Source organism: Streptomyces sp. NPDC046931, from assembly GCF_040644655.1.
GTDB lineage: Bacteria > Actinomycetota > Actinomycetes > Streptomycetales > Streptomycetaceae > Streptomyces.
Window position 1 is genome coordinate 1 of the sequence record NZ_JBEYWX010000048.1, and the last position, 24,582, is coordinate 24,582.

The 24,582-nt window shown below is 72.2% G+C and carries 21 protein-coding genes and 2 tRNA genes; 7 read left to right on the forward strand and 16 right to left on the reverse strand.

All coding sequences use genetic code 11. From position 1 onward, the window contains the following. Nucleotides 1-221: 221 nt before the first annotated feature. The 7 genes from ABZ876_RS38535 to ABZ876_RS38565 form a co-directional block, all read right to left on the reverse strand. Nucleotides 222-295 (reverse strand) — tRNA-Lys (locus ABZ876_RS38535). Next, nucleotides 286-894 carry a hypothetical protein gene (locus ABZ876_RS38540; protein ID WP_361790912.1) on the reverse strand — a complete coding sequence of 203 codons (609 nt, stop codon included), beginning with the start codon at nt 892-894 and terminating at the stop codon, nt 286-288. Before ABZ876_RS38540 ends, ABZ876_RS38535 begins: the two co-directional genes overlap by 10 nt. A 133-nt stretch (nt 895-1,027) precedes the next feature. Further along, nucleotides 1,028-1,393 (reverse strand): hypothetical protein, encoded by a 366-nt coding sequence (locus ABZ876_RS38545; protein ID WP_361790915.1) that lies wholly within the window; start codon nt 1,391-1,393, stop codon nt 1,028-1,030. Between the two features lie 774 nt (nt 1,394-2,167). Next, complete coding sequence (locus tag ABZ876_RS38550; RefSeq protein ID WP_361790918.1) at nt 2,168-3,520, reverse strand: AAA domain-containing protein; 1,353 nt, start codon at nt 3,518-3,520, stop codon at nt 2,168-2,170. Next, nucleotides 3,517-5,157 carry a hypothetical protein gene (locus tag ABZ876_RS38555; RefSeq protein ID WP_361790921.1) on the reverse strand — a complete coding sequence of 547 codons (1,641 nt, stop codon included), beginning with the start codon at nt 5,155-5,157 and terminating at the stop codon, nt 3,517-3,519. The genes ABZ876_RS38550 and ABZ876_RS38555 overlap by 4 nt, the downstream gene beginning before the upstream one ends. Then, nucleotides 5,148-6,290, reverse strand: coding sequence for a hypothetical protein (locus ABZ876_RS38560; protein ID WP_361790969.1), 1,143 nt, complete (start codon nt 6,288-6,290; stop codon nt 5,148-5,150). The genes ABZ876_RS38555 and ABZ876_RS38560 overlap by 10 nt, the downstream gene beginning before the upstream one ends. Beyond that, nucleotides 6,241-7,194 carry a phosphatase PAP2 family protein gene (locus ABZ876_RS38565; RefSeq protein WP_361790924.1) on the reverse strand — a complete coding sequence of 318 codons (954 nt, stop codon included), beginning with the start codon at nt 7,192-7,194 and terminating at the stop codon, nt 6,241-6,243. The genes ABZ876_RS38560 and ABZ876_RS38565 overlap by 50 nt, the downstream gene beginning before the upstream one ends. Nucleotides 7,195-7,396: 202 nt before the next feature. Here ABZ876_RS38565 and ABZ876_RS38570 point away from each other — a divergent pair, with 202 nt between their 5' ends. Continuing rightward, complete coding sequence (locus ABZ876_RS38570; protein WP_361790927.1) at nt 7,397-7,993, forward strand: histidine phosphatase family protein; 597 nt, start codon at nt 7,397-7,399, stop codon at nt 7,991-7,993. A gap of 170 nt (nt 7,994-8,163) precedes the next feature. Here ABZ876_RS38570 and ABZ876_RS38575 read toward each other — a convergent pair whose 3' ends face one another. Continuing rightward, the gene (locus tag ABZ876_RS38575; protein ID WP_361790930.1) at nt 8,164-9,636 is read right to left on the reverse strand and encodes a hypothetical protein; all 1,473 of its coding nucleotides are present in this window, start codon (nt 9,634-9,636) and stop codon (nt 8,164-8,166) included. A 299-nt stretch (nt 9,637-9,935) separates the two neighbouring features. On the opposite strand from ABZ876_RS38575, the gene ABZ876_RS38580 reads away from it, so the two are divergent. Next, a complete protein-coding gene (locus ABZ876_RS38580; RefSeq protein WP_361790933.1) occupies nt 9,936-10,370 on the forward strand; it encodes a hypothetical protein in 435 nt (144 codons plus the stop codon). An 84-nt stretch (nt 10,371-10,454) separates the two neighbouring features. Next, nucleotides 10,455-11,321, forward strand: coding sequence for a fused MFS/spermidine synthase (locus tag ABZ876_RS38585; RefSeq protein WP_361790936.1), 867 nt, complete (start codon nt 10,455-10,457; stop codon nt 11,319-11,321). A gap of 54 nt (nt 11,322-11,375) precedes the next feature. On the opposite strand, the gene ABZ876_RS38590 is transcribed toward ABZ876_RS38585, so the two are convergent. Next, a complete protein-coding gene (locus ABZ876_RS38590) occupies nt 11,376-11,921 on the reverse strand; it encodes a hypothetical protein (RefSeq protein ID WP_361790939.1) in 546 nt (181 codons plus the stop codon). Between the two features lie 130 nt (nt 11,922-12,051). On the opposite strand from ABZ876_RS38590, the gene ABZ876_RS38595 reads away from it, so the two are divergent. The 3 genes from ABZ876_RS38595 (at nt 12,052) to ABZ876_RS38605 (ending at nt 15,754) form a co-directional block, all read left to right on the forward strand. Further along, on the forward strand, nt 12,052-12,756 hold the full coding sequence (locus tag ABZ876_RS38595) for a response regulator transcription factor (RefSeq protein WP_361790942.1): 705 nt from the start codon (nt 12,052-12,054) through the stop codon (nt 12,754-12,756). After that, nucleotides 12,753-14,156 (forward strand): HAMP domain-containing sensor histidine kinase, encoded by a 1,404-nt coding sequence (locus tag ABZ876_RS38600; protein WP_361790945.1) that lies wholly within the window; start codon nt 12,753-12,755, stop codon nt 14,154-14,156. Before ABZ876_RS38595 ends, ABZ876_RS38600 begins: the two co-directional genes overlap by 4 nt. Before the next feature lie 110 nt (nt 14,157-14,266). Further along, a complete protein-coding gene (locus ABZ876_RS38605) occupies nt 14,267-15,754 on the forward strand; it encodes a cellulose binding domain-containing protein (protein ID WP_361790948.1) in 1,488 nt (495 codons plus the stop codon). 53 nt (nt 15,755-15,807) lie between these two features. Here ABZ876_RS38605 and ABZ876_RS38610 read toward each other — a convergent pair whose 3' ends face one another. From ABZ876_RS38610 to ABZ876_RS38625, 4 genes are all read right to left on the reverse strand, one after another. Next, complete coding sequence (locus ABZ876_RS38610) at nt 15,808-17,235, reverse strand: GH1 family beta-glucosidase (RefSeq protein ID WP_361790951.1); 1,428 nt, start codon at nt 17,233-17,235, stop codon at nt 15,808-15,810. A 124-nt stretch (nt 17,236-17,359) separates the two neighbouring features. Further along, complete coding sequence (locus ABZ876_RS38615; protein WP_361790972.1) at nt 17,360-18,193, reverse strand: carbohydrate ABC transporter permease; 834 nt, start codon at nt 18,191-18,193, stop codon at nt 17,360-17,362. Between the two features lie 131 nt (nt 18,194-18,324). After that, on the reverse strand, nt 18,325-19,353 hold the full coding sequence (locus tag ABZ876_RS38620) for a sugar ABC transporter permease (protein ID WP_361790954.1): 1,029 nt from the start codon (nt 19,351-19,353) through the stop codon (nt 18,325-18,327). Next, nucleotides 19,350-20,675, reverse strand: coding sequence for an ABC transporter substrate-binding protein (locus tag ABZ876_RS38625; protein ID WP_361790957.1), 1,326 nt, complete (start codon nt 20,673-20,675; stop codon nt 19,350-19,352). Before ABZ876_RS38625 ends, ABZ876_RS38620 begins: the two co-directional genes overlap by 4 nt. A gap of 342 nt (nt 20,676-21,017) precedes the next feature. Between ABZ876_RS38625 and ABZ876_RS38630 the strand changes: the two genes are divergently transcribed. After that, nucleotides 21,018-22,073: a LacI family DNA-binding transcriptional regulator gene (locus tag ABZ876_RS38630; protein ID WP_361790960.1), complete on the forward strand. Its 1,056-nt coding sequence runs from the start codon at nt 21,018-21,020 to the stop codon at nt 22,071-22,073. 91 nt (nt 22,074-22,164) lie between these two features. Here ABZ876_RS38630 and ABZ876_RS38635 read toward each other — a convergent pair. From ABZ876_RS38635 to ABZ876_RS38645, 3 genes are all read right to left on the reverse strand, one after another. Further along, nucleotides 22,165-22,237 (reverse strand) — tRNA-His (locus tag ABZ876_RS38635). A gap of 109 nt (nt 22,238-22,346) precedes the next feature. Continuing rightward, nucleotides 22,347-22,949: an oligoribonuclease gene (gene orn / locus ABZ876_RS38640; RefSeq protein WP_361790963.1), complete on the reverse strand. Its 603-nt coding sequence runs from the start codon at nt 22,947-22,949 to the stop codon at nt 22,347-22,349. Between the two features lie 277 nt (nt 22,950-23,226). Beyond that, nucleotides 23,227-24,483: a helix-turn-helix domain-containing protein gene (locus tag ABZ876_RS38645; RefSeq protein ID WP_361790966.1), complete on the reverse strand. Its 1,257-nt coding sequence runs from the start codon at nt 24,481-24,483 to the stop codon at nt 23,227-23,229. Between the last annotated feature and the right edge of the window lie 99 nt (nt 24,484-24,582).

Consider the following 24,582-nt stretch of genomic DNA (forward strand, 5'->3'; position numbering starts at 1 on the left):
GCGCCCGAGCCCCACCCGTGGGCGGCGGTGTCGCGCGGATACGACGATGGCGAGCCGGTTCGCGCTTTCCGCGAACGTGGGTGCCGGGGGGCGGGGCGGTTCGTGTGCGGTCTTGGGGGGTGTGGGTGGCGGAGCCCCCGCCGTGCGCGGCGGAGCCGCGCGGATACGACGATGGCGAGCCGGTTCGCGCTTTCCGCGAACACGACTCGCCATCGCCATCGTGCGCCGCCAGGGACTCGAACCCCGGACCCGCTGATTAAGAGTCAGCTGCTCTAACCAACTGAGCTAGCGGCGCCCGCTGACGTCGTAGACCTTAGCATCCTGGTCGGCGGGAGGAAAAATCGATATCCGTACGGCCGTGGAGGCCGCCGCGCGGGCCGCCCGGACCGCGGCCCACAGGACGACCTCGGAGCCGGGAAGCCACGGGTGACGGGTGTCGGGCGCGACGAGCCAGCGGGACTCGGCGCGGCTGCCGGAGCCACCGCGCGCAGGGGCCGCGGGGCTGATCGCGGGGACGGTGACGGCATCCCCGGGACCATGGCACAGCAGCGGCGGTACCGCATGGGCGCGGCCGCCCCACTCCTCCCAGTCCAGCAGTGCCGGCAGGCGCCGGGCCGTGCCGGGCGCCGTGAACAGCAGGATGCGCCCCCGGTGCTCGGCGACCGGCCCGGAGCCCGGCCCTTCGTCCCAGAGCCGGTCGAGCATGCGCCGCCCGAAGATCGCGGGGGCGCTGACGACGTCGAACGCGGTACCGCAGGGCAGCACCAGCCGGCCGGTGGGCCGTTCCCCCCAGTGCACCGGCGCACTACGCGGATACGTTCCTGCGGAAGCGAGCCAGGCGGCGCCCTCCGAGGTCGGGCGGAAGGGATCGGTGAACGGCGTACGACTGCTCATGACAGCCAGGTGTACCCGGAGTGAGCGCTGCGTTCCTGAGGGTTGCGGAAAACCGGGACAGCCGGGGGCGGAGCGGGGTATTGTGCCGCCGCATATGCCAGAAGATCATTCGGCCGAGCGGTGTGGCGGACGTTCAGCCCAGACTCTCCGGCCCGCTCGTCTCCTTGCCCCGCAGCAGGTCCTGTCCGAACTCCACCATCTTCTTCGCGTAGTCCTCGGTCCACTCCGCCTGCTCGGCGATCGCCGCAGGTGTCAGCCGGTCGAAGCGGCCCGGATCGGCGAGCTGGGCGGCGGCGATCGCCTGGTACTCCACGGCACGGTCCGTGGCCGCGCGGAACGCCTGCGTCAGCTCGGTCGCCCGCGCGAGCAGCGCCCGCGGGTCGTCGATCGACTCCAGGTCGAAGAAGTGCTCAGGGTCGGAGGCCGCCTCCGCGGGCTCGAAGAGCAGGGGCGCGGGGCGTAGCCGCGGCTCGTTCCGACGCGGCGTGGGCTCCGCCATGTCTTCTCCTCCTCATACGGTTCGGATGGCGCCCCCTTCGGGTGGGCCACCGTCCATTGTCTCGCGGCGGCGCAAGAGCGCGGGAACGAGCGGGGCGCGCCCGCTCATGCTTCTCGCGCCGCACGGCTCCCCACGTCCCAAGGCCGCCGGGCCCAGCGATGTTCCCCCTGGTCACCGGGTCGCCGTCGCCCCCGCCGGCCAGGGCCGCCACGCCATCCGGTGCTCGGACAGATGTGCCAGCACCGCGTGATTCGCCTCCCGCCCCGGGGAAACATGCGGGCCCGCGGGCCCTGAAGGTGCGGCGTATCGGCCGCGATGCCGAGGACAGCTCCTTCCCCCTGGCTCGGAAGGGCGGAGCTGGGACGTGCGCGCTCTGGTGGTCGAAGAGGAGTGGTCGGAAGTGCTCCGCAAGGTGAAGCGGGACGCATCCTTCACGACCAGGCTGCGGACCGCATGGGACGGGACCCGAATTGGACGGGCGGGACCTGTCCGACGCCTACGGCCGGGCCACGGCTGGGCCGCGTGTGATCACGCTTGCGGAGGATGCCTGGCCGTTGTTGCCGACCGTGCGCCAATACGCTCGCATCCGCGGTGAGACCTTGCCCGAAGGGCGGGCCGTGTTCATCGAGCGGACCGCAGAACAGACGCTCAGGGCCGCGGCTTGTCTGGCGGCGGGTGTGCGTCACCCGCCGACACGCCTGAGCGGGGGAGACGGCGCCCGGTCACGCGCCTTGTGCATGACCGGCCACAGCAAGCCCAACGTCGCGTAGAGCGTCAGGGCCGCCACGTCACCCGGTGCTCGGACAGGTGTGCCAGCACCGCGTGATTCGCCTCCCAGCCGTCCGGGAACTTCACCGTCACCCCCAGCTGCACCGGCTCGGTCGAGGGGTGGTCGTCCAGCAGTTCCGTCACTCCGGCCCGGCACACCACGATGCACGCGTGCCGGTGCCGGGAGGCCAGCACGCACAGCCGTCCGGTCTCGAGGTGGAACGCCGTGGCGTCCGGTCGTCCGGACAGCGGATGCAGAACCACCGTCACGTCGAACTCCCGGCCTTGTAGCCGGTTGGCCGTGTCCACCGTCACATCCGTCACGCCGAGCTCCGCCAGCGCGGAGCGCACCGCCGCCGCCTGGTCGCGGTGCGCCGTACCGACGGCGATCCGGTCCGCGGTCAGCGGCACCGGATCCGCGGCGCGCTCCGAGACCGCCGCCCCGCCCCGGTCCAGCAGCCGCCGTACGACAGCAGCGACCGCCCGCACCGCCTCCGGATCCGTGCGCGGGGTGTGCCGGGCGGGCAGCTCGAGCAGTCCCCAGCCCGTCTCCGCAGCCTCGTCGATCACCCGGTCGGGACCCGAACCGTCCGAGGGCACGCCGAACGACAGCCTTCGGTCCCCTTGCCCCGTGCCGCTGCGGAACGGCGTGTACGGGTAGAACGCGTCCGACACCAGCGGCGCCGCCGACGCCGGCAACCGCCATGACACCGGCAGCCGGTGCTGCGGCAACTCGGGATTGTGCGCCAGGAGTGTGGTCACGGCCGACGCCGACGGGTCGTACGACAGCCCCGCCCACTGTTCCGCGCCGACGATCGTGAACGGGTCCAGCTGGCCGGGATCACCCACGAACAGCGCCCGTTCGAACAGGCCCGCCACCGACAGCAGCGCGTCCGAGCGCATCTGGTACGCCTCGTCGACGATCGCGTGCCGCCATGGTTCGACGTCCTTGACGTGCGCCCACTTGGCGGCGGTCGAGATCACGACGTCCAGGCCGGCCAGATCCTTCGCCTTCGTCGACTTGCGGACGTTCGGCAGGTCGTCGAGGGCCTTGTCGTAGGGGTCGGGATCGCTGCTGTGCAGTCGGCCGACCGGGAGGCCGGGCTCCTTCTCCGCCAGCCGCAGCACCAGGTCGTCCACCTGTGCGTTGGTCTGCGCGATGACCATCAGCGGGCGTCCGGCGGACGCGAGTTCGAGTGCGGCCCGGACGACGAGCGTCGACTTCCCGGCGCCCGGCGGCGAGTCGACGACGACGCCCCGGTGGGCGCCGTGCAGAGAGTCGTGCAGGATCGCCTCGGTGGCCCGCGCGGCCGCGGCCCCGGGATCGAAGGTCCTGCCCGGCCGGGCGAACACGGTCACAGCACGTCCTCCTCGGTCACCGGGTCCGGCTGGGGCGGCGCATCGGCCTCGCCCGGCGGCCCGCCATGGGTCCAGGGCGTCTCCTCCGGCTCGGGCAGCTTGGCCCCGCCGCGCTGCTCGTGCTCGAACAGCGTGAAGCAGACGCGGTCGCCCTTCTCCGGCACCGATCCGGCCTCCGGCTCCCTGCCGCGGCCCATCTTGTCGACGATCCGCAGCACCACGAGGCCGCCCCCCGCGCCGCCGCCGTCGTCGTGTCCGCCCGGTCCCTCGCCGTCCCGCCCCCGGTATCCGACGAACTCGGCCGCCTGCGGCTTTCCACCCAGCGACCGGTACACCTTCGCGCGCTCCCCGAGATGCGGCCGGTCCTCGGTCCGTACGGTCACCAGCGGGCGCGGGCTCGGACGCTTGCCCTCGCTGTACGCCATCACGACATCCGTGACCTCGCCCGCGAACGCCTCCCCGGCCAGTCTCCGCCCGGCCATCACGAGCGGGTCGTCGAGCGCCTCCTGGGCGTCCAGCCGGGACTGCTCACGCTCGCGCGTGGCGAGCTTGTTCGCCGCGGTGACGGCGTCGTCCCGGCGCGGCTGGGGCGGCTCCCCGGCGGCCACCCGGTCCCGGTGGCCGGTGAACGACCAGCGGTCGCGGGTCCACCGCTCCCCGACATGGGCGCCCTCCGGCAGCGTGCGCAGCAGATCGAGCCCGTGCCACACGCCATCCCACGCCGGACGCGTACGGCTCTCCACCAGTGCCCGGATCTCCCCTTCGGCGGCGGTCAGTTCGCCGAACCGGTCGTCCGCCTCGACGCCGTCCTCGGCGGCGGCGAGCCGGGCCCGCGCGTGGTCGTAGCGCTCGATGGCGGGGGCGAGCAGCTTGTTGTCGAAGGCAGGGTCGGTGGCGGGTCCGGCCGGCGGGCACAGCAACTGGCCGTCCGTGTCCCGCGCCAGCTCGGCCCGCAGCGCCGCGTCCGCGCCCGAGGTGCCCTCGGGCGGGTCGATCCAGGCGAGCAACGCGCCCAGGTGCTGGTCCTCCAGGCTCGACTGCCCGGTCGTCCAGTGCCGAGCCAGCAACTCGGTGACGGCGAGCAGCAGCGAGGAGCCGGGCACCCGGGCGCGCTCCCCGAAGTGGGTGAGCCAGCGGCCGAGGAGCGGCACCCGCGGGGGCGCCGGATAGGGGGCCTCGGGGTCCTGCTCGGCGGTGCGGCGGAACCGCATGGAGCGCCCCAGGAGCCGTACGAAGTCGATGCCCGCCCGGCTCGGCACGATCAGCTGCGGAGCGTCCGCGCACAGCTCGACCTCCACCTTGACCCGCTTGCCGGTCTCGGGATCGGTCTCGCTGCGCTCGGCGGCCTCGACCGCTTCGGCGTACCCGTCGACGTAGGGCAGGACGATGTCGGCGAGGGCGGCGAGGAACGCGAACCTGAGGTCGCGGTCGCGCGGCTGGGGTACGACGAGCAGCCGGGGTGTGTCCCGGTCGGTGCCGACGAGCGCTCCGAGCGGCGCCCCGGCCTCGCCGGCGGTGGTGAGCGGCACGAGGACGAGGGGGCGCTCGGACAGATGCCGGTGCCGGACGGTGGCGGCGGGCTGGGCGCGCCCGGACCGCACGGCCTCCAGGCGGGCGAGGGTGGCGATCAGTGACATGCGGCGTCCTCCGGGGCGGTGAGCGCCTCGGCGCGCAGCCGCGCCGCCCGGCGCAGGGCCGCCACCGCCGGGTCGTCCGGGTCCCCGGCCGTCCCGTGGGCGGCGGCCAGGACGTCGTCCACCGTCCCGAGGCCGCCCAGCTCGGCGCGCAGCGAGCGTCCGTAGGACGTCACCGCGCCCTCGTCGCGGGCACGGGCGCGGCAGTGGAAGGCCATTTCGCAGGCGGCCAGGCACTCGGGCGCATAGGTCGCGGGGACCGAGCCGACGGCGGCGGCCAGCTCCTTCTGGGGGAGGTCGGGCGCGAAGCACGTGCCCTCGGGAAGGCCGTCCGCGATCTCCTCGATGCGCGTGAGGCGGGCAAGCTGGCGGCGGGTGACCGCGCGCTGCTTGCGGATGTCCACGGGGGAGGCGGCAGGCAGGTTGGAGAAGTCCTTGGGGCAGACCAGCAGGATCCGGTGGCGCACCACGGGCGCGGGGGCGCCGTCGGCCCCGCCGAGACGGGCGGCGACCTCCTCCAGCGCCAGCACGTAGACCGCGGCCTGGCGTGCGGCGGCCCCGACCTTCGCCGGGTCGGCCGAACCGTCGAGCATCGGGAACGACTTGATCTCCACGACGGTCCAGCTGCCGTCGGGGTGCACGACCACCGCGTCCGGCTCGAGGAACGCGGGGGAGCCCGCCACGTCCAGGGCGAGCATCGGATGGTCGAGCAGCGCCCAGGTGCCCGCTTCGGTGGCCTCGCGCAGCGCCAGCGCCGTACGGGCGGTGCGGCCCTCCGGGCCGACCGCGGTGAGGTCGGGGACAAGGGCGCCGTCCGGTGCCGCGGCGGCCGGGTCCAGCTTCTCGTGCACCAGCCGGAGCAGCTCCGCGCCGCCGTCCGCCTTGACCCGGGCCTCGAAGGCGTTGCCCCGCATGAAGGCGAACTGCGACTGCCCGAACGCCGACGGCGCGCCGAGGGCGCCCGCCAGCGCCGCCTTGTCCACCCCCGCGCCGTCCAGGAGCGCGCGCCGTCTGCACCCCGGGTTCGCGGCGAGCGCGGCGAGGGCACGCGCGTCGAGCGCCTTGGGCGGTACGGCGCCGCGCAGCTCAGCGAGTTGGTGCCGGAGCGCCGTCCCCCGCCTCCGCGGGGGCGGCACCCGGCTCGGCCCCGGGCCCGGTGCGGGGGATGCGCTGTCGGGGAATTCGCTCACCCGTCGAAGTCTGGCATCCGCCACTGACAATCGGGGAACCCGAGGCCTGCGGGGCAGCCGTGACCGGGGCGAACCGGGCGCGCAGCCGGGTCCTGACCGCGTCCACCCCCCGCATCAGCGGCCGGGCCAGCACAAGGCCCGCACCCATGACGGCGACGCCCGCGACCGCGTCGAGGAAGTAGTGGTTCGCGGTGCCCATCACGACGAGCGCGGTCAGCAGCGCATAGGCGACGCCCGCCGCCTTCGCCCAGCGCGTGCGGCCTTGCCGCCACAGCATCACGCCGCACCACAGCGCCCAGCCGACGTGCAGGCTCGGCATCGCCGCGTACTGGTTCGTCATGCCGCCCAGGCCACGGGGCGCGCTCGCCTGGCCGCCCCACCAGCCGTACGAGCTGTACTGGGCCATGGTGTCGACGAAACCGTGGTCCGCGGCGAGCAGACGGGGCGGGCAGGTGGGCAGCAGTGTGAAGCCGATCAGGCCGATGAACGTGGACGTCATCAGCCAGGTGCGGGCCGCCCGGTAGTGCTCCGCGCGACGCCTGAAGACCCACACCAGGAGCAGCGGCGTCACCAGATAGTGCAGCGAGGCGTACCAGAAGTCGGCCGGTATGCCGATCCACGCCTCACGGGTCAGGAGACGGTTCAGCGGGTGCTCGGCGTCGATGTGGAGCTGCTTCTCCAGACGCAGGATCGCCAGGCCGTGGTCGACGGCGTCGGAGACGTCACCCCGGGCGAGGAGCCGGCCGGCGGAGTACGAGGCGTACACCAGGAGGATCAGGGGCAGTTCGGTCCACCAGCGCAGCCGGGCCGGGCGGGCCTCCCCGGTGCCTGGTATCTCGGCCTGCGGCATCCGATTCGCCCTCCCCCTTGTTCTGCTCCGGCACCCGACGGGCCGGTCGTGCCACCTTACGGCGTCCGTTTGCGCCCCGCCGGGTCGCCCCGCCGGGGCGCCCCGGCCCTCAAAGACGCAGGGATCGCCCCCCGGGTTGCCCGGGGCGGGGTGGGACATGATGGAGTGACCACCCTGCTGATTTCTCCCGGAAAGGTCCCTCATGGCACCGCGCATCCTGCTGGCCCGGCACGGACAGACGGCATGGTCGCTGTCCGGCAAGCACACCGGCAGGACCGATGTGCCGCTCCTGGAGGAGGGGCGGCGGGGCGCCAAGCTCCTGGGCGAGCGGCTGCACCGGGCGCCGTTCGACGGGCTGCCCGGTGTCGAGGTGCGTACGAGTCCGCTGGCACGCGCGCGTGAGACGTGTGAGCTGGCCGGGTTCGGCGAGCGGGCGAGCACCTGGGACACGCTGATGGAGTGGGACTACGGGGCGTACGAGGGGATGACGCCGGCCGAGATCCAGGCCATCCGGCCGGGCTGGCTGATCTGGCGCGACGGAGTCCCGGAGGGGGAGAGCCTGTCCGAGGTCTCCGCGCGCGCGGACGAGGTCGTCGCCTGGGCCCGCGCGGCGGAGCGTGACGTTCTGGTCTTCGCCCACGGCCACATCCTGCGCTCCATAGGGGCGCGCTGGCTGGGCCTGCCGGTGGACTTCGCCGCACGCATCAGGCTCAACCCCACGTCGTTGTCGGTGCTGGGCTGGGCGTACGGGGAGCCGGCGATCGAGTCCTGGAACGACCGCGGCCATCTGACGGTGTAGCCGGGCGCGGCCCGCGGCTTGTCCGCGCGGCCTGAGGATGAGTCCGCGCGGACTCACGGGCTCGGGGTCCGGCCGCGCGGACTCAAGGACTCGGGGTCCGGCCGTGCGAACCGGGAGTGCGGGTCTTCCGCGGGTGCCGCCGCGCCGGGCGGGTGCCGTGCCGGTGCCTCTCAGGCCGTGCGCGGCGCGCTCGCGTGCCGGTCGAGGAACGCCGACACACCCGGCGCCCGCCGGTGCGGCAGCAGCACCCTCGCCGTGCCCGCCAGCATGGTCAGGATCCTGGACGACTGGACCTGGTCCAGAAGATCCAGTACGCGCAGGCCCGCCTCGGCCGCCTCGTCGGGGCGTCCGCCCCGGGCCAGATCGTCCGCGAGCTCAGCGGTGTACAGGGCGATGTTCCGGCTGAAGTGCGGATCCTGTAGATGCGCCGCGCGCCGGGCGTGCCGGGCCGCGCGCGGCCAGTCGCCCAGCGTCGACCAGCACTGCGCCTCGAGGCCCTCGAGCTCGGCCTCTCCGTAGAAGGTCATCCACTCGGGGTCCTCCTCCGATGTCCCTCGCTCGAACAGGGCCTGCGCCCGGGCCAGCGCCTGTTCGCAGCCCGCCCGGTCCGCGAGCCCCGCCCAGCCGCCCGCCTCCCGCAGCGCGAGCAGCGACATCAGGCGGTGTGAGCCGAGCGGCCGGGCGGCACGCTGCGCCGCCTGCGCCGCCCGTACGGCCTCCCGGGGCCGGCCCGCGTCCCGGGCGAGGAACGCCGTGTTGCAGAACGCGTGCGCCTCCAGGGCGGGATCCCCGGACATCCGGGCGGTGGCCAACGCCTCCGCGTAGTGCGAGCGGGCGTCGTCGAAGCGCCCCGAATCGTGTGCCAGCCACCCCACTGAGATGGCCAGTTCGCCCGCGCCCGCGTACAGCCGTTCCGTGGCCGCCTGCCGGGACGTGCCCGCGTCGAGCAGGGCGTACGCGGTCCGCAGGGGGGCCGCCGCGCGCCGGTAGAGGCCGTCCGCGCCGTGCCGGTCGTCGAGCAGTCTGATCCTTCGTACGGCCTCCTCGAGCGCGCCCGCCTCGGACGTGCCCGCACGGTGAACGGGACGTTCGGCGGCCGCTGCCGAGCCGCCGAAGGTGAGCCCGAACGGGCCCAGGGAGGCGGCCGCCACGGTGGCGCTGCCCCCGGTCATGAATGCGCGACGCTGCACGTCGCTCTCCTCGTGGTTCTGTTCGTCGTCCGGGCCTGTGCCGTACGACTCGTGTGCATCGTGGATGGCTCGGGTGTCCCGCATTTCATACGGCTCACATCCCCTCGGGGTCTCACCGGGGGCACGGGAGTGGCTGCCGGGGTACGCGGGGGGCTCCTCGTCGCCGGTGCGCGCCCCCCGCCCGCGTACCGACGAGCGGGGTGCGAACCCAAGGTCAGCGAGCGTGCGACCGGGGAACATGTGCAGGAACACCCGTTCGTAGGCGTAGTTGGGGCAGCGGATCTCACCGGCCTCCACCCGACCGATGTAACGAGCGTCACAGCTGACCCTTTCGCCGATCTCGCGTGCGGCGCGCCGTACCGCCGCGGCGAACTCCCCGGGCGAGCGCTGTCCGCGCAGTTGCCGGAAGGCGAGGTTCGGCCGCGGTGGCCGGGGGAACTGGGACGAACTCATGGCCGGGCCCTCTCTTGCGAACCGTCGAACCATGCCGGTTTCAGGATGGCTTGTCCGTGTGGTGCCTGTTGGCTCCCTGTGTCCGGCGGTGCAAGAAAGTACCTTCCTCGCGGGTGCCGTCATGCACGGTTTGGCTACAAACCGGATATCTCATGCGGGATCTGCCATGAAGTGCCATCCTTAACGGCGGTGTTGTGCCGTTGCCGTTGACGTTTCCCCGCGTTGAACGCTGTGGACCGGGAGCCGCCCGAACTCCCGACCCAACTCAGCGTCGAGGAGGGGTTCCGTTGGAGACCGGGATGCAGACCAGGCAGAGCACCGAGTTCCGTAAACAGCCGTCGGCCGCGCGGCCCGTGCCGACGCCGGAGTGCGGCGCACCGCCGCACCGGGCTCCCGACCTCGTGACCGTCCCGGCCCGGCAGGGCCTCGAGGCGATCGACATCCTCCGCCGCGGCGCGGGCGACTGCGTCGGCCCCGTCCTGCACGACGGCGGCGGCGACACCCTCGGCTTCCTGGTCCCGCCGGGCACGGCGGACGGGTGGGACGTCCCGGGCAGCACCTGCACACAGACGGACGGGAAGGGCCTGAGCCTGTTCGCCGAGCAGCCCCAGACCGAGGGCACCGGCTGGCTGCTCCCGCCCGGCGACGCGGAACTGGCCACGGACCCGGCGGTGCTGCGCGCGGCGCTCGGTGAGGCGGCCCGGCTGATCGAGGCCGCGGACAACTGTCGGTGAGCGCTCGCGGACGCCGCGGAATCCCGCCGCGGGGTCCACCGGCCCCGAGCGGCCGCCCCCTGTCTTTCCCCCGATAATGGCGGGATGGGGAGGTCACGTAACGCGGGGCGCGGGCAGTCGGCCGAGGCCGTGGTCGAGGCGGTCGACGGCGGGCTCGCCCAGCTCGTACCCGACCGGGACCGGGCGCGCGCCTGGACCCTCCTCATCGACGGCGCCCCACAGTCGCACGTCGACCTCGACGACCCGGCCCACCTCGCCTTCGAGTACCAGCGCCGCCTCGGCCACATCATCGACCTGGCCGCCCCGTCCGGCCGTCCGGTGCAGGCCGTGCACCTCGGCGGCGGCGCGTTCACCCTCGCCCGCTACACCGCCGCCACCCGCCCCCGCTCCACCCAGCAGGTCGTCGAGCGCGACGCGGCACTCGTCCAACTCGTCCGGCGCGCCCTTCCGTTGGACCCGAACGCCCGGATCCGGGTGCGTTCCACGGACGCCCGCGCAGGGCTCGCGAAGATACCGGACGGCTGGGCGGACCTGGTCATCGTGGACGTGTTCAGCGGGGCGCGCACCCCGGCGCACCTCACCTCGGTCGAGTTCCTCACCGAGGTCCGCAGGACGCTGAAGGACGGCGGCGTGTACGCGGCCAACCTCGCCGACGGCCCGCCGCTGGCCCATCTGCGCGGCCAGATCTCGACCGCGGCGGCCGTCTTCCCCGAGCTCGCGCTGGTCGCCGACCCGGCGGTCCTGCGAGGCAAGCGCTTCGGCAACGCCGTCCTGGTCGCCTCCGCGCATCCGCTGCCGGTCGCCGAACTGACCCGCCGCGCCGCCTCGGACCCGCACCCCGCGCGTGTGGAGCACGGCAGGGCCCTGACCGACTTCACCGGTGGCGCGGCGGCGGTCACCGACGCGGCGGCGGTGGCGTCACCGGCGCCACCGCCCTCGGTGTTCCGCTGACCACCGGCGACCCGCGCCTGACGCGGTCCCCACGGGCGGCCGGTGCCCGGCAGGCTAGTAGTTCCCGATCTCCACATGGGGCGGACCGTCGTGCCAGGTGCAGAACACCGACACCCGGTCGGCACCCGAGCTGAACTCCACCCGGATCCACGACTCCGTCTTCCACACCTGCATCGACCAGCCCGCCCCGGGCGTGGCCGACACCAGCGTCGCCGAAGTCTCCCCGAGGTCGAAGACCGCGCGTCCGCCGCCGGTGTCGTAGCTCTTCACCCGGCCCGGCGAGGACGCGGAGGGCGAAGGCGAGGACGGGGTGGCGGTCGCGGAGGGGCCGGGACGGGTGCCGGCCGACTTCGCGGGGGTCGGTCTCGGGCTCGGCGCAGGCTTCGCGCCGTGACTCACCGACGCCTCGGGCCGCTCCGTCGACGACGTGAACGGGGCCGCCGCTCCCTGCGCCCTGGCGCCGCCCGACGTGATGGGCAGGGCGCGCGGCGGGTCGTACGCGGTCCCCGCCATCACCGTGTGGACACCCCACCACGACAGCGTGACCGCCGCGCCGGTGGCGAGCGACCACGCCAGTACGTGTACGAGTCCTCTGAGCATTCCGGCCATAGTGCCTCACCTGTCCCACGCGTGTCTCACGGGTCGCACACAGTTCCGTATGTCCCGTTGGCGCACAGGAGTTGTCCACAGGCCCCGGCCGGGCTCCCCCGTATGGCGTACGGTGCCGCCCATGGCAAGTGTGCTCGTGGTGGAGGACGACCAGTTCGTACGCTCAGCGCTGATCAGGCACTTGACCGACGCCGGGCACACCGTGCGCAGCGTCGGCACCGCACTGGAGGCGTTGCGCGAGGTCGCCCATCTCTCCTTCGACGTCGTGATCCTCGACCTCGGACTGCCCGATCTGGACGGGTCCGAGGCGCTGAAGATGCTGCGCGGCATCACCGACGTGCCGGTGATCATCGCCACCGCGCGGGATGACGAGACGGAGATCGTCCGCCTGCTCAACGCGGGCGCGGACGACTATCTGACCAAGCCGTTCTCCGTCGAGCACCTGTCGGCACGGATCGCGGCCGTGCTGCGCCGCTCCCGCGCGGTCGCTGCGGACGCCGCGCCCCCGTCGGTCCTCCGGGTCGGCGGCCTCGCCATCGACCCCCTGCGCCGCCACGCCGAACTGGACGGCGTACACCTCGATCTGACCCGCCGCGAGTTCGACCTGCTCGCCTTCCTCGCCGGCCGGCCCGGCGTGGTCGTCCCGCGCCGGGAGCTGCTCGCCGAGGTGTGGCAGCAGTCGTACGGGGACGACCAGACCATCGACGTCCATCTCTCCTGGCTCCGGCGGAAGCTGGGCGAGACCGCGGCCAGGCCCCGCTATCTGCACACCCTCAGGGGCGTGGGCGTGAAGCTGGAACCGCCGAGGACGGAGCCGTCGGCATGAGATGGGCCCTGGTCAGGGTGTGCCTGGCGGTGACCACGATGGTGGTGGTCGCCTTCGCGGTCCCGCTCGGGCTGGTCATCAAGGAGATGGCCCGCGACCGGGCCTTCTCGAACGCGGAACGGCAGGCCGCCGCGATCGCGCCCGCGCTGTCCATCACCACCGACCGGGACGAGCTGGAGCGGGTCGTGGCCTCGGCGGGCTCCGGCGACGGGATCGCGGTGCACATTCCGGCGGGCGACGGCACGAAGGCGGCCGACATCGGCCACCGACGCGCCGCGGTCAAGGACATCGAGACCACACGCCGGCTGGGCAGGGCCTCCACCACCGAGGTCCCGGGCGGCTCCGCACTGCTCCAGCCCACCGCGCTCAGCTCCGGTGCGATCGCCGTGGTCGAGGTGTACGTGCCCGAGTCCGACGTGTCCAACGGAGTCGGCACGGCCTGGGCGGTGCTCGCCGGGGTCGGCATCGCGCTGATCATCGGGTCGGTGGCGGTCGCCGACCGGCTCGGTGTGCGGATGGTGCAGCCCGCGCAGCGTCTGGTGGAGGGCGCGCACGAGCTGGGGGAGGGGAAGCTCGGGGCGCGCGTCCCGGAGGAAGGGCCCAACGAACTGCGCCTGGCGGCGGTGGCGTTCAACTCGATGGCGGACCAGGTCGTCCAGCTGCTGGCGAACGAACGGGAGCTGGCGGCGGACCTGTCCCACCGGCTGCGCACCCCGCTGACCGTGCTGCGGCTGAACGCGGCCTCGCTCGGCGAGGGACCGGCCGCCGAGCAGACACGGACGGCCGTGGCGCAGCTGGAACGCGAGGTCGACACGATCATCCGCACCGCCCGGGAGGCCAAGCCGCAGACCGCGGCGGCGGGCCCGGGCGCCGGGTGCGACGCCGCCGAAGTGGTCCGCGAGCGGATGGAGTTCTGGTCGGCGCTCGCCGAGGACGAGGGCCGCAAGTGGCGGGTGGCCGGGGTCGACCGTCCGGTACGGATACCCGTCGCCCGCGCCGACCTCGCGGCCGCGCTCGACGCACTGCTCGGAAACGTCTTCCGGCACACCGCGGAGGGCACGGCGTTCGCGGTCGACGTGCACAACGGCGAGGACGCGGTGATCGTGCTGGTCTCCGACGCCGGGCCGGGCATCACCGACCCGGAGGCGGCGATGGCCCGCGGCCGCGGTTCGGGCAGCGACGGCTCGACGGGCCTCGGCCTGGACATCGTGCGCCGGCTGGCCGAGGCGACCGGCGGGGACGTACGGATCGGCTCGTCGGTGCTGGGCGGCACGGAGGTGCGGATCTGGATCCAGCTGGACGGGCGGGCCCCGGTGCGCCGGGGGCACCGGGGGGCGGTGCGACGACGCCGGCCCGGGAAATTGGTCTCTACCTTTAACCGTCCCCGATCCCTTCCTTAAGCGCACCCTAAGATCCTCAACGCCCGTCCGGAAACGGCGTTTTGACCGATTCCGGCTCGCTAGCGTGCTGCCGCATCCACCCCCCAGTGAGCAGCGAAGGCAGGCACGCGATGAGCAGTACGCACCGGCGCAGGATCAGCGGCAGGAACAAGGTGATCGGCGGCATCGTCACCGCATCCGTCGTCGGCGGCGGGGCCATCCTGATCACCGGCACCGCGCACGCCGCCGGGGTCGGCGCCGTCTACACGAAGACCAGCGACTGGTCGACGGGATACACCGCGCAGTACGTGGTCACGAACGACAGCGGTCAGGCCAAGGACGACTGGACGCTCCAGTTCGACCTGCCCACCGGCGCCAAGCTCAGCTCGCTGTGGAACGGAACGTCGACGGTGAACGGACGGCATGTCACCGTGCGGCCGCCCTCCTGGGACAAGGACGGACTCACCGCGGGTGAGTCGGTGACCGTCGGCTTCGTGGTGAACGGAGCGGGCGACCCGACCGGCTGTCTCATAGACGGAGCGAAGTGTTCGGCGGACGACGGCGCGACACCGGAGCCGAGCGGCCGTCCCACCCGGACCGCGACGCCGACGCCGTCCTCGACACCCACGTCCAGGCCGACGTCCACCGCGACGGCGACCGCCAAGCCGACCCCGGCCTCCCCGGCCACCCCGTCCCCCTCCCGGACCACCGGCAGCGGCACGACCACCGGTGCAGGCTTCGCCCCGTACGTCGACACGTCCCTCTACCCGGCCTTCGACCTGCTCGCCTCCGCGAACGCGACAGGCGTCAAGAACTACAACCTGGCCTTCGTCACCGACGGTGGCGGCTGCACGCCCAAGTGGGGCGGCGTCACGGCCATCGGCGGCGACGCGGTGGCCGCGCAGATCGGCGACCTGCGCGCCAAGGGGGGTGACGTACGCGTCTCCTTCGGTGGCGCCTCCGGTTCGGAACTGGCGACCACATGCTCCTCCGCGGACGCGCTCGCGGCGGCGTACGGGAAGGCCGTGGACGCCTACAAGCTCACCAAGGTCGACTTCGACGTCGAGGGCGGCGCGCTGCCCAACACGGCCGCGAACACGCGCCGGGCGCAGGCCATCGCCAAGCTCCAGCAACAGCACCCCGGCCTGGACGTCTCGTTCACCCTCCCTGTCATGCCCGAGGGCCTGACCCAGGACGGCGTGAGCCTGCTGGCCGACGCCAAGTCGAACGGTGTGAAGATCTCCGCCGTCAACATCATGGCGATGGACTACGGGCCCGCGTACAGCGGCGACATGGGCACCTACGCCGAGCAGGCCGCCACCGCCACCCAGGCGCAGATCAAGAGCGTCCTCGGCCTGTCCGACAGCGCCGCCTGGAAGACGGTCGCCGTCACCCCGATGATCGGGGTCAACGACGTCTCGTCCGAGGTCTTCAAGGTCGACGACGCCACCCAGCTGGTGAACTTCGCCAAGTCCAAGGGCCTCGGCCGGCTGTCGATGTGGTCGGCCGCCCGTGACAAGAGCTGCGCCGGCGGCGCCAGGCCCACCGCGGACGCGACGTGCAGCTCGATCACCCAGGACCCGTTCGCCTTCTCCAAGGCGTTCGCCGCCAACGAGTAGCGGCGGTCCGCCCGGGGCGCGGCACGTCCCCTCCGTGCCGCGCCCCGGGCCGGTCAGGCGTCCACCGGGGGCAGCGTCCCCGTCCGGGCCGTCCGGCCGTACCAGTGCGCGCTGGACTTCGGCGTACGGGCCAGCGTCGTGTAGTCCACGTACACCGCCCCGAACCGCTTCCCGTAGCCGTACGCCCACTCGAAGTTGTCCATCAGGGACCACAGGTAGTAGCCGCGCACGTCGGCACCGTCGGTGAGGGCGCGGCGGACCTCCGACAGATGCGCGTGCAGGTAGGCGATCCGCTCCGGGTCGTGGACGCGGCCGTCCGGGTCAGGCTTGTCGTCGTACGCCGCGCCGTTCTCCGTCACGTACAGCGGCAGCCCCGGAGCCTCCCGCGTGTACCGCATGATCAGCTCGTACAGGCCGGACGGATCGATCGTCCAGCCCATCTCCGTGCGCTCGCCCGGCGTCTGATGGAAGATCACGTCGTCCGCTCCCGGCCAGGGTGAGTACGGGCTCGCGCCGTGACCGTCGGCCCGCCGGCCGCTCGGGCTCGCCTCACCGGACGCGGACACGAGCGTCGTCGTGTAGTAGTTGAGGCCGAGCGCGTCCAGCGGCTGATGGATGACCGCCAGGTCCCCGTCCAGCACCTGCGACCAGTCACTGACCGAGGACGTCGCCGCGAGCAGCGTCTGCGGGTACGCCCCGTACAGCATCGGTCCGTGGAAGACCCCATTCGCCAGGTCGTCGACCTTCCGGGCCGCCGCCAGGTCCGACGGATCCTGCGACACAGGGCGCACCACCGACGAGTTGAGGCTCACCGCGACCGTGTTGCGGGACGGCATCACGGAACGCAGCGCGGAGACACCGAGGCCATGGGCCAGATTCAGATGGTGGGCCGCACGCAGTGACGCCGCCGCGTCCGTACGGCCCGGGGCGTGCACCCCGGAGCCGTAGCCGAGGAAAGCGCTGCACCACGGCTCGTTCAGAGTGATCCACTGCTCGACACGGTCGCCCAGTGCCTCGCCCACGATCCGCGCGTACTCGGCGAACCGGAACGCCACATCCCGCTCCGGCCAGCCGCCGGCGTCCTCCAGTTCCTGCGGCAGATCCCAGTGGTAGAGAGTGATCGCGGGCTTGATGCCATGGGTGAGCAGTTCGTCGACCAGGCGGCGGTAGAAGTCCAGACCCCGCTGGACCGCGGGACCCCGGCCCGTCGGCTGCACCCGCGACCACGAGACCGAGAAGCGGTACGCCCTCAGACCCAGCTCGGCCATGAGCGCCACGTCCCCGCGGTAGCGGTGGTAGTGGTCGACAGCGATGTCACCGGTGTCGCCGTCGGCCGTCCTGCCCGGCGTATGGCTGAAGGTGTCCCAGATGGAGGGGGTGCGGCCGTCCTCCCGCACCGCCCCCTCGATCTGGTACGCGGACGTCGCCGCGCCCCAGAGGAAGGCAGGGGGAAAGGTCACGGGCGATGCGGGCTCAGGCATGGAAGCGCTCCCATCGAGGATCGAGGAGACCGACGGTGGTCGGGGAGAGGGGAGGGGGAGGGGAGACGGGACACGAGAGAGGGACAGGAGAGAAGGGACAGGGGACAGGGGTCAGAGGAAGGGATCAGCCCTTGATCGCCCCTTGCATGATCCCGCCCACGATCTGCTTCCCGAACAGCAGAAAGGCGATCAGCAGCGGCAGCGTGCCGAGCAGCGCACCGGCCATGATCACCGCCTGGTCGGGGACATAGCCGGTGCCCAGCGAGTTGAGCGCGACCTGGACGGTCGGGTTCTGCTGGTTGAGGGCGATGATCGGCCACAGGAAGTCGTTCCAGGCGAACACGAACGTCAGCAACCCGAGCACGGCCATCGCGGGCCGCGCCGCGGGGAAGACCACATGCCAGACGATCCGGGGACCGCTCGCGCCGTCCACGCGCGCCGCCTCGATCAGCTCGGTGGGCAGCGCCTGCACCAGGTACTGCCGCATGAAGAACGTGCCGAAGGCGGTCACCAGGGTCGGCAGGACGACGGTCTGCAACCGGTTCGACCAGCCGAGGTCGGACATCCACAGATACAGCGGTACGACGGCCAGCTGCGGCGGGATCATCATCGTGCCGATGGTCAGCAGCAGCAGCGCGCGGGAGAACCGGAACCGCAGTTTGGCGAACGCGAACCCGGCGAGCGTGGAGAACAGGACCGTACTGACGGTGATCGCGGTCGCGACCAGCGTGGAGTTGAACATCGCGGTGCCGAGGCCCGCCTGGTCCCAGGCCGCCTGGAGGTTCTTGAACAGATTCCCGCCGAACCACAGCGGCGGTGGCGTCTCGGCGAGCCGCCGGTCGGTGCGGGAGGCCGCGATCGCCGTCCAGACCAGCGGCGCCAGCGAGATGAGCGCGAAGACGGTCAGGACGGCATAGGTGACCGGGCCCGCGTCCAGCTGCTTGCCCGCGCCCGTCATCCGGGGCCGCCCAAGACGCCGGCCGCCCCGCGGCCTCGCCCTCGCCTTCGTCTCCGGCTTTCCCTCGGTCTGCGCCTTCGTCTTCGCCTCTGCCTCCCCGAAGACCCGAGGAGAGGCCAGATCACCGGTATTCATGGAGACTTCCTCAGCCGTCGGGAGAGCAGCATGTTGACCACCGCCACGATCAGCAGGATCAGGAACATCGACCACGCGATCGCGGACGCCTTGCCGAGGTTGCCGATGATCCAGCCCTGGTCGTACATGTACAGGCCGAGCGTCTGGTACTGGTGCTCGGCGCCGCCCTTGGAGCCGCTGACCCCACCGAACAGCAGGGGCTCACCGAAGAGCTGCGTCGCGCCGATCGTGGAGACGATCACGGTGAACAGGATCGTCGGCCGCAGCATCGGCACCGTCACATGGCGGAACTGCTGCCGGCGCCCCGCCCCGTCCAGCGCCGCCGACTCGTACAGATCGCTGGGTATCGCCTGCATCGCCGCGAGGTATATCAGTGCGTTGTAGCCGGTCCATCGCCAGATCACGATCGAGGACACCGCGAACTGCGAACCCCAGTCCGACTCCCGCCAGTTGACCGGGTCGACGCCGACGAAGTGCAGCAGCCAGTTGATCATGCCGCCGTCCCAGGAGTACAGCAGCGTGAAGACCAGCGTCGCCGCGGCCACCGAGGTGGCGTACGGGGTGAGCATCACGACCCGCCAGACGGTCGAGCCGCGCAGCCGGTAGTGGAGCAGATGCGCGAGCCACAGGGCGGCGAGGAGCTGCGGCACCGTCGAGATCACACCGATGGAGAAGGTGTTCTCCAGTGCGTTCCAGAAGAACTCCGAGGACAACAGGTTCGTGTAGTTGTCCAGGCCCGCCCAGCCCTGGTGGTCCAGGGCGGACAGTTGCACGTCGTGCAGCGAGTACCAGGCCGTGTAGAGCAGCGGGACCAGCGAGAAGGCACCGAACACGACGAAGAAGGGGGCGATGAGCACATACGGCGACGCCTTCATGTCCCAGCGGTACAGCCGGCTGCGCCAGGAGGCGGTGCCCTCCGGCGGCGTACCGCGACCGTGAGCGCCCCGGGCCGCGCCCGGCCGGCTGCCGGGTGCGGCCTCGGCGCTCGACGCGGGGTGCGCGAGAGCCTCGTGGGGACCGGTCACTGGCCGAGCACGTCCTTGATCTCCTTAGAGGCCGCGTCCCAGCCCTGGGCAGGGGTCCTGCCCTTCTGCTCGACCTGGAGGATGCCGACGTCGGTGATCGCGCTGTCGATCGGCTTGTCCTTGGGGCCGAGGTACTGCGCCGGGATGGTCTTCGCCGAGTCGGAGAAGATCTGGGTGAGCGGCGCGCCGGAGAAGTAGGCGGTGGTGTCGGCCTGCGGCTTCAGGCCCGCGTACACCGACGGGGTGGACGGGAAGCTGGCCTGCTTGGCGAAGACCTTCGCCTGCTGCTCGGGCGCGGTCAGCCACTTGGCCAGGGCGATGGCCTCCTTCTGGTGCCTGCTCGCCGTCGGCACGCCGAGGAAGGAGCCTCCCCAGTTCGCCGCGGTCGGCGCCGCCGCCACGTCCCACTTGCCCTTGCCGGAGTCACCGGACTTCTGCTCGATGTAGCCGATCATCCACGCCGGGCAGGCGACCGTGGCGAAGGTGCCGTTGGCGAAGCCCTGGTCCCACGTGGGGTCGAACTGCTTCAGCTTCGCCGACATGTCGCCCGTCGCCGCGGTCATGGCGACGTCCCAGGCCTTCTTCACGCCCTCGGACCTGTCCCAGACGACGTTGCCGTCCTTGTCGTAGTACCGCTCGCTCGCGCCGCCCACCGCAGCGTTGTAGACCGAGGCGGCCGAGTCCATGAACTTGGTGCCCTTGGGCGCCTTCTTCATGTACTGCTTGCCGAGGTCGACGTACTTGGCCCAGTCGCCCTTCCACTGCTCGGCGAGCTTGGTGCGGTCGGTCTCCAGACCGGCCTTCCGGAAGAGGTCCTTGCGGTAGCAGATGGCCATCGGGCCGATGTCGGTGCCGAGCCCGATCGTTTTGCCGTCCTTGGTGGTGGCCTGCGCCAGCTTCCAGTCCAGCCACCGGGACTTGTCGGCCTCCTTGCCGAGGTCGACGAACTTGGCGGCCTGCGTCTGCACGGCCTCCGTGATGTTGCCGACCTCGATCGCCTGGATGTCGTCCGTACCGGAACCGGCCTGGAGCCGGGTGAGGACCTTCGGCCAGTAGACGTCGGTCCGCGTGGTGACGTTCTCCTTGACGGCGATGTCCGGGTGCAGCTTCATGTACTCGTCGTAGAGACCGGCCTGCTTGTAGCCGAAGACGCCGAAGGTGCCGACCGTGAGGGTGGTCCTGCCCTTGCCGCCGCCACCGCCGCTCGCGTCCGACGAGCCGTCGTCCGAGTCGTTGGCGCAGCCGGCCAGCAGGCTCGTGGTCAGCGCGGCGACGGCCGCGAAGGCCACCAGCCCGTGGGACCGGCGGGTACTCGTGCGCATTGCGTCCTCCTGTTGCCTGATGTGCCGACCCCCCGGCCAACTGCCTTGGCCGGACCCGTTCGTACGCGCTGCGGCCCGGGCGGGGAACGTGCGGGACGTGTAGGTGTCAGGTAGTGTGGGAGCGCTCCCACGTGTGATGTGTTGAAGAGTCGTGGGTCGGGGCGGGGGGTGTCAAGGGAGCGGACGTGGCGAACTGCGTCCGGTTGTCGGGCCGTTGAGCGGCGCAGGGAAGGGCGGGCGGCCCGTTCTCCGAGGTCCGGCGGCCCGTCGCGGACGATCACCGCGTGGATACGACTGTTAGATTCCAGGCCTGCGGGAGAGAACGGCGGAAGGCGGAGCCCCATGGCAAGCCACGGAGCGCGGGGCCGGAGCGGTGGCCGGCCAACCCTCGAAGAGGTGGCCGCACGCGCCGGTGTCGGTCGCGGCACGGTGTCCCGGGTGATCAACGGCTCGCCCAGGGTCAGCGACGCGACGCGCGCGGCGGTCGAGGCGGCGGTCGCGGAACTCGGCTATGTCCCGAACACGGCGGCGCGGGCGCTGGCCGCCAACCGCACGGATGCCATCGCCCTCGTCGTCCCCGAGCCGGAGACCCGCTTCTTCGCCGAGCCGTACTTCTCGGACATGCTCCGGGGAGTGGGGGCCGAGCTGTCGGACACGGAGATGCAGCTGCTGCTGATCTTCGCGGGCAACGATCGTGAGCGCCGCCGGCTGGCCCAGTATCTGGCGGCGCACCGGGTGGACGGGGTCCTGCTGGTGTCGGTGCACGCGGACGATCCGCTGCCGGATCTCCTCGCCCAGCTGGAGATCCCGGCGGTGATCAGCGGCCCCCGCTCGGAGCGCGAGGCGCTGCCGTCGGTGGACTCGGACAACTACGGCGGCGGCCGCTCGGCGGTCGAGCACCTGATCGCCCGCGGGCGTTCGCAGATCGCCACGATCACGGGACGTCTCGACGTCTACGGCGCCCAGCGGCGCGTCGACGGCTACCGGGACGCGCTGCGGGGCGCGGGCCGCGCGGTGGACGAGTCCCTGATCGTCCCCGGTGACTTCACGGAGGAGGGCGGCCGCCGGGCCATGACGGAACTCCTGGCGCGCCGGCCCGGTCTGGACGCGGTGTTCGCGGAGTCGGACGTGATGGCGGCCGGTGCCCGTCAGGTACTGCGCGAGGCGGGTCGCCGTATCCCCGACGACGTGGCGCTGGTCGGCTTCGACGACTCGGCGATCGCCCGCCACATGGATCCGCCCCTGACGAGCGTGCGCCAGCCGATCGAGGAGATGGGCCGTGCGATGACCGACCTGCTGCTGGAGGAGATAGCGGACCGCCGCCCGGCGTCGTCACGCGACCCGGAACGCCGCCAGGTGGTGCTGCCGACGGAACTGGTGCGGCGGGACTCTTCCTGAGGGGGCGGAAGCCTCCGACTGCGGCGAGTCGGCGGCCGAAACGCAGTCCAGCCGACGTCCCGCTCCCACGGGCCACCGGCTGGCTACTGAGGGTGAGTGACGGGACTCGAACCCGCGACATCCTGGACCACAACCAGGTGCTCTACCAGCTGAGCTACACCCACCATGACCGGTGTTTCTGCTTCCCGCACCGGCCGAGAAAAAGTGTACAGGGTCCGAAGGGGTGCTCGCGCCAGCGTTTCTCCGGGGCCCATCCGGGCCCCGTCGAGGCCGCTATCGCGCGGGCAGCACGTGCCGGGCCGCGATCGTGCGGGCCGTGTCCGAGTCCGGGCCCGGCTGCGGCACGAAGATCGCCTCCCGGTAGTAGCGCAACTCCGCGATCGACTCGCGGATGTCGGCCAGCGCCCGGTGGTTGCCGTTCTTCTCGGGACTGTTGAAGTACGCCCGCGGGTACCAGCGCCGGGCCAGTTCCTTGATCGAGCTGACGTCCACGATCCGGTAGTGGAGGTAGTCCTCCAGTGCCGGCATGTCGCGGGCCAGGAAGCCGCGGTCGGTGCCGACGGAATTGCCGCACAGCGGCGCCTTGCCCGGTTCCTTGACGTGTTCCCGTACGTACGCGAGAACCTGTTCCTCGGCGTCGGCGAGCGTCGTGCCGGCCGCCAGCTCGTCGAGCAGTCCCGAGGTGGTGTGCATCTGACGCACCACCTCCGGCATCGTCTCCAGCGCCGCGTCCGGCGGCCGGATCACGATGTCCACCCCCTCGCCGAGTACGTTCAGCTCGGAGTCGGTGACCAGCGCGGCCACCTCGATGAGCGCGTCGTCGGACAGCGAGAGTCCGGTCATCTCGCAGTCGATCCACACCATGCGATCGTTCATGTGTCCCACCTTATGGCCCGCCACGGCCATGCGGACCGCCCGTGCGGTGACCGTGCATGGCGGTGCGGGGCGCTGCATGGCGGTGCATGGCCGGGCAAGGCCCTGTATGGCGGCGCATGACCGCGCATCGCCTGGAGAAGCCGTGGCGGCCACCCGGTCGGGGCCACCGCGGTCTGGCCGTCGCGGGTGCGCCGGAAGGGCGGGGCCGTGAGGTGGTACTACGACGATACGTAGTACCACCTCACGGCTCCCGCCCTTCCCCGGGCCGGCCGCGGTGCTAGTGCGCGCTGCGCTGCCCCGGCAGGCTCGGGCGGCTCGCCGCGTACAGCTCCGGCACATGCCTGCCCGGGTGGTCGACGTGCCTGCCGTGGTGGTCCGTGGACAGCGACGCCGGGTGCCCGAGCGCGCTCGCGGCCGCCGTGCGGCGGGTCTGAAGCGGAACCGGGGCGGCCTCCTGCATCACCTGAGGCGTCGCGGGGCCTCCGGGGCCGTCCGGGTCTCCCGGCCGTTCGCCCTGGGGGCGGCGCGCCCGGTACGCGGCCCGGTAGGCCGCCGGCGACGAGCCGAGCTGTCGCCGGAAGTGCCCGCGCAGCGCCACCGGAGAGCGGAAGCCGCAGCGTCCGGCGACCTCGTCGACCGAGTAGTCGGAGGTCTCCAGCAGCCGTTGCGCCTGAAGCACCCGCTGGGTGATCAGCCACTGAAGCGGCGCGCTGCCGGTGAGCGAGCGGAAGCGGCGGTCGAACGTCCGCCGGCTCATGTACGCGCGCGCGGCCAGCGTCTCCACGTCGAACTGCTCGTGGAGATGCTCCAGCGCCCAGGCGACGACCTCCGCGAGCGGGTCGGCGCCGATCTCCTCGGGTAAAGACCTGTCGAGATAGCGCTCCTGGCCGCCGCTGCGGCGCGGCGGGACCACCAGGCGCCGGGCGAGCGCGCCCGCCGCCTCGTTGCCGTGGTCCGTGCGCACGATATGGAGGCAGAGGTCGATGCCGGCCGCCGTGCCGGCCGACGTCAGGACGTCGCCGTCGTCCACGAACAGCTCGCGTGGATCGACGTGCACCGACGGATAGCGCTTGGCCAGCGTCGGCGCATACATCCAGTGGGTGGTGGCCGGTCGTCCGTCCAGTAGCCCGGCCGCGGCCAAAACGAAGGCGCCGGTGCACAGCCCGACGATGCGGGCGCCCTCTTCATGCGCTCGGCGCAGTGCGTCGAGCGCTTCCTCCGGCGGCGGCGAAGTGATCGAACGCCAAGCCGGCACCACGACGGTGCCCGCCCGTGAGATCGCTTCGAGCCCGTACGGCGCGGTGAGTTCCAGGCCCCCTGTGGTCCGCAGGGGGCCTTCCTCTCCGGCGGCCACCAGTAGTCGGTAGCGCGGCACTCCGGCGTCCTGGCGGTCAATCCCGAACACCGAAAGCGGTATGGAACTCTCGAAGATGGGGCCGCCGCTGAACAGCAGCACCGCGACGATCTCCTTGCGGCGTCGCCCGGACAGCTTCCGGGCCGCGGCATCCGCTGTGGCAGTGGAGTCGTGGCTCATCCTGCTAGGGCGTGTATCGGAAGTGGGTCTTGGAGCGGCTCGGTATCTGGGCATACACGCCTGTCTCGCAAGATCGGCAGCGGTCGATGGGCAGGTACT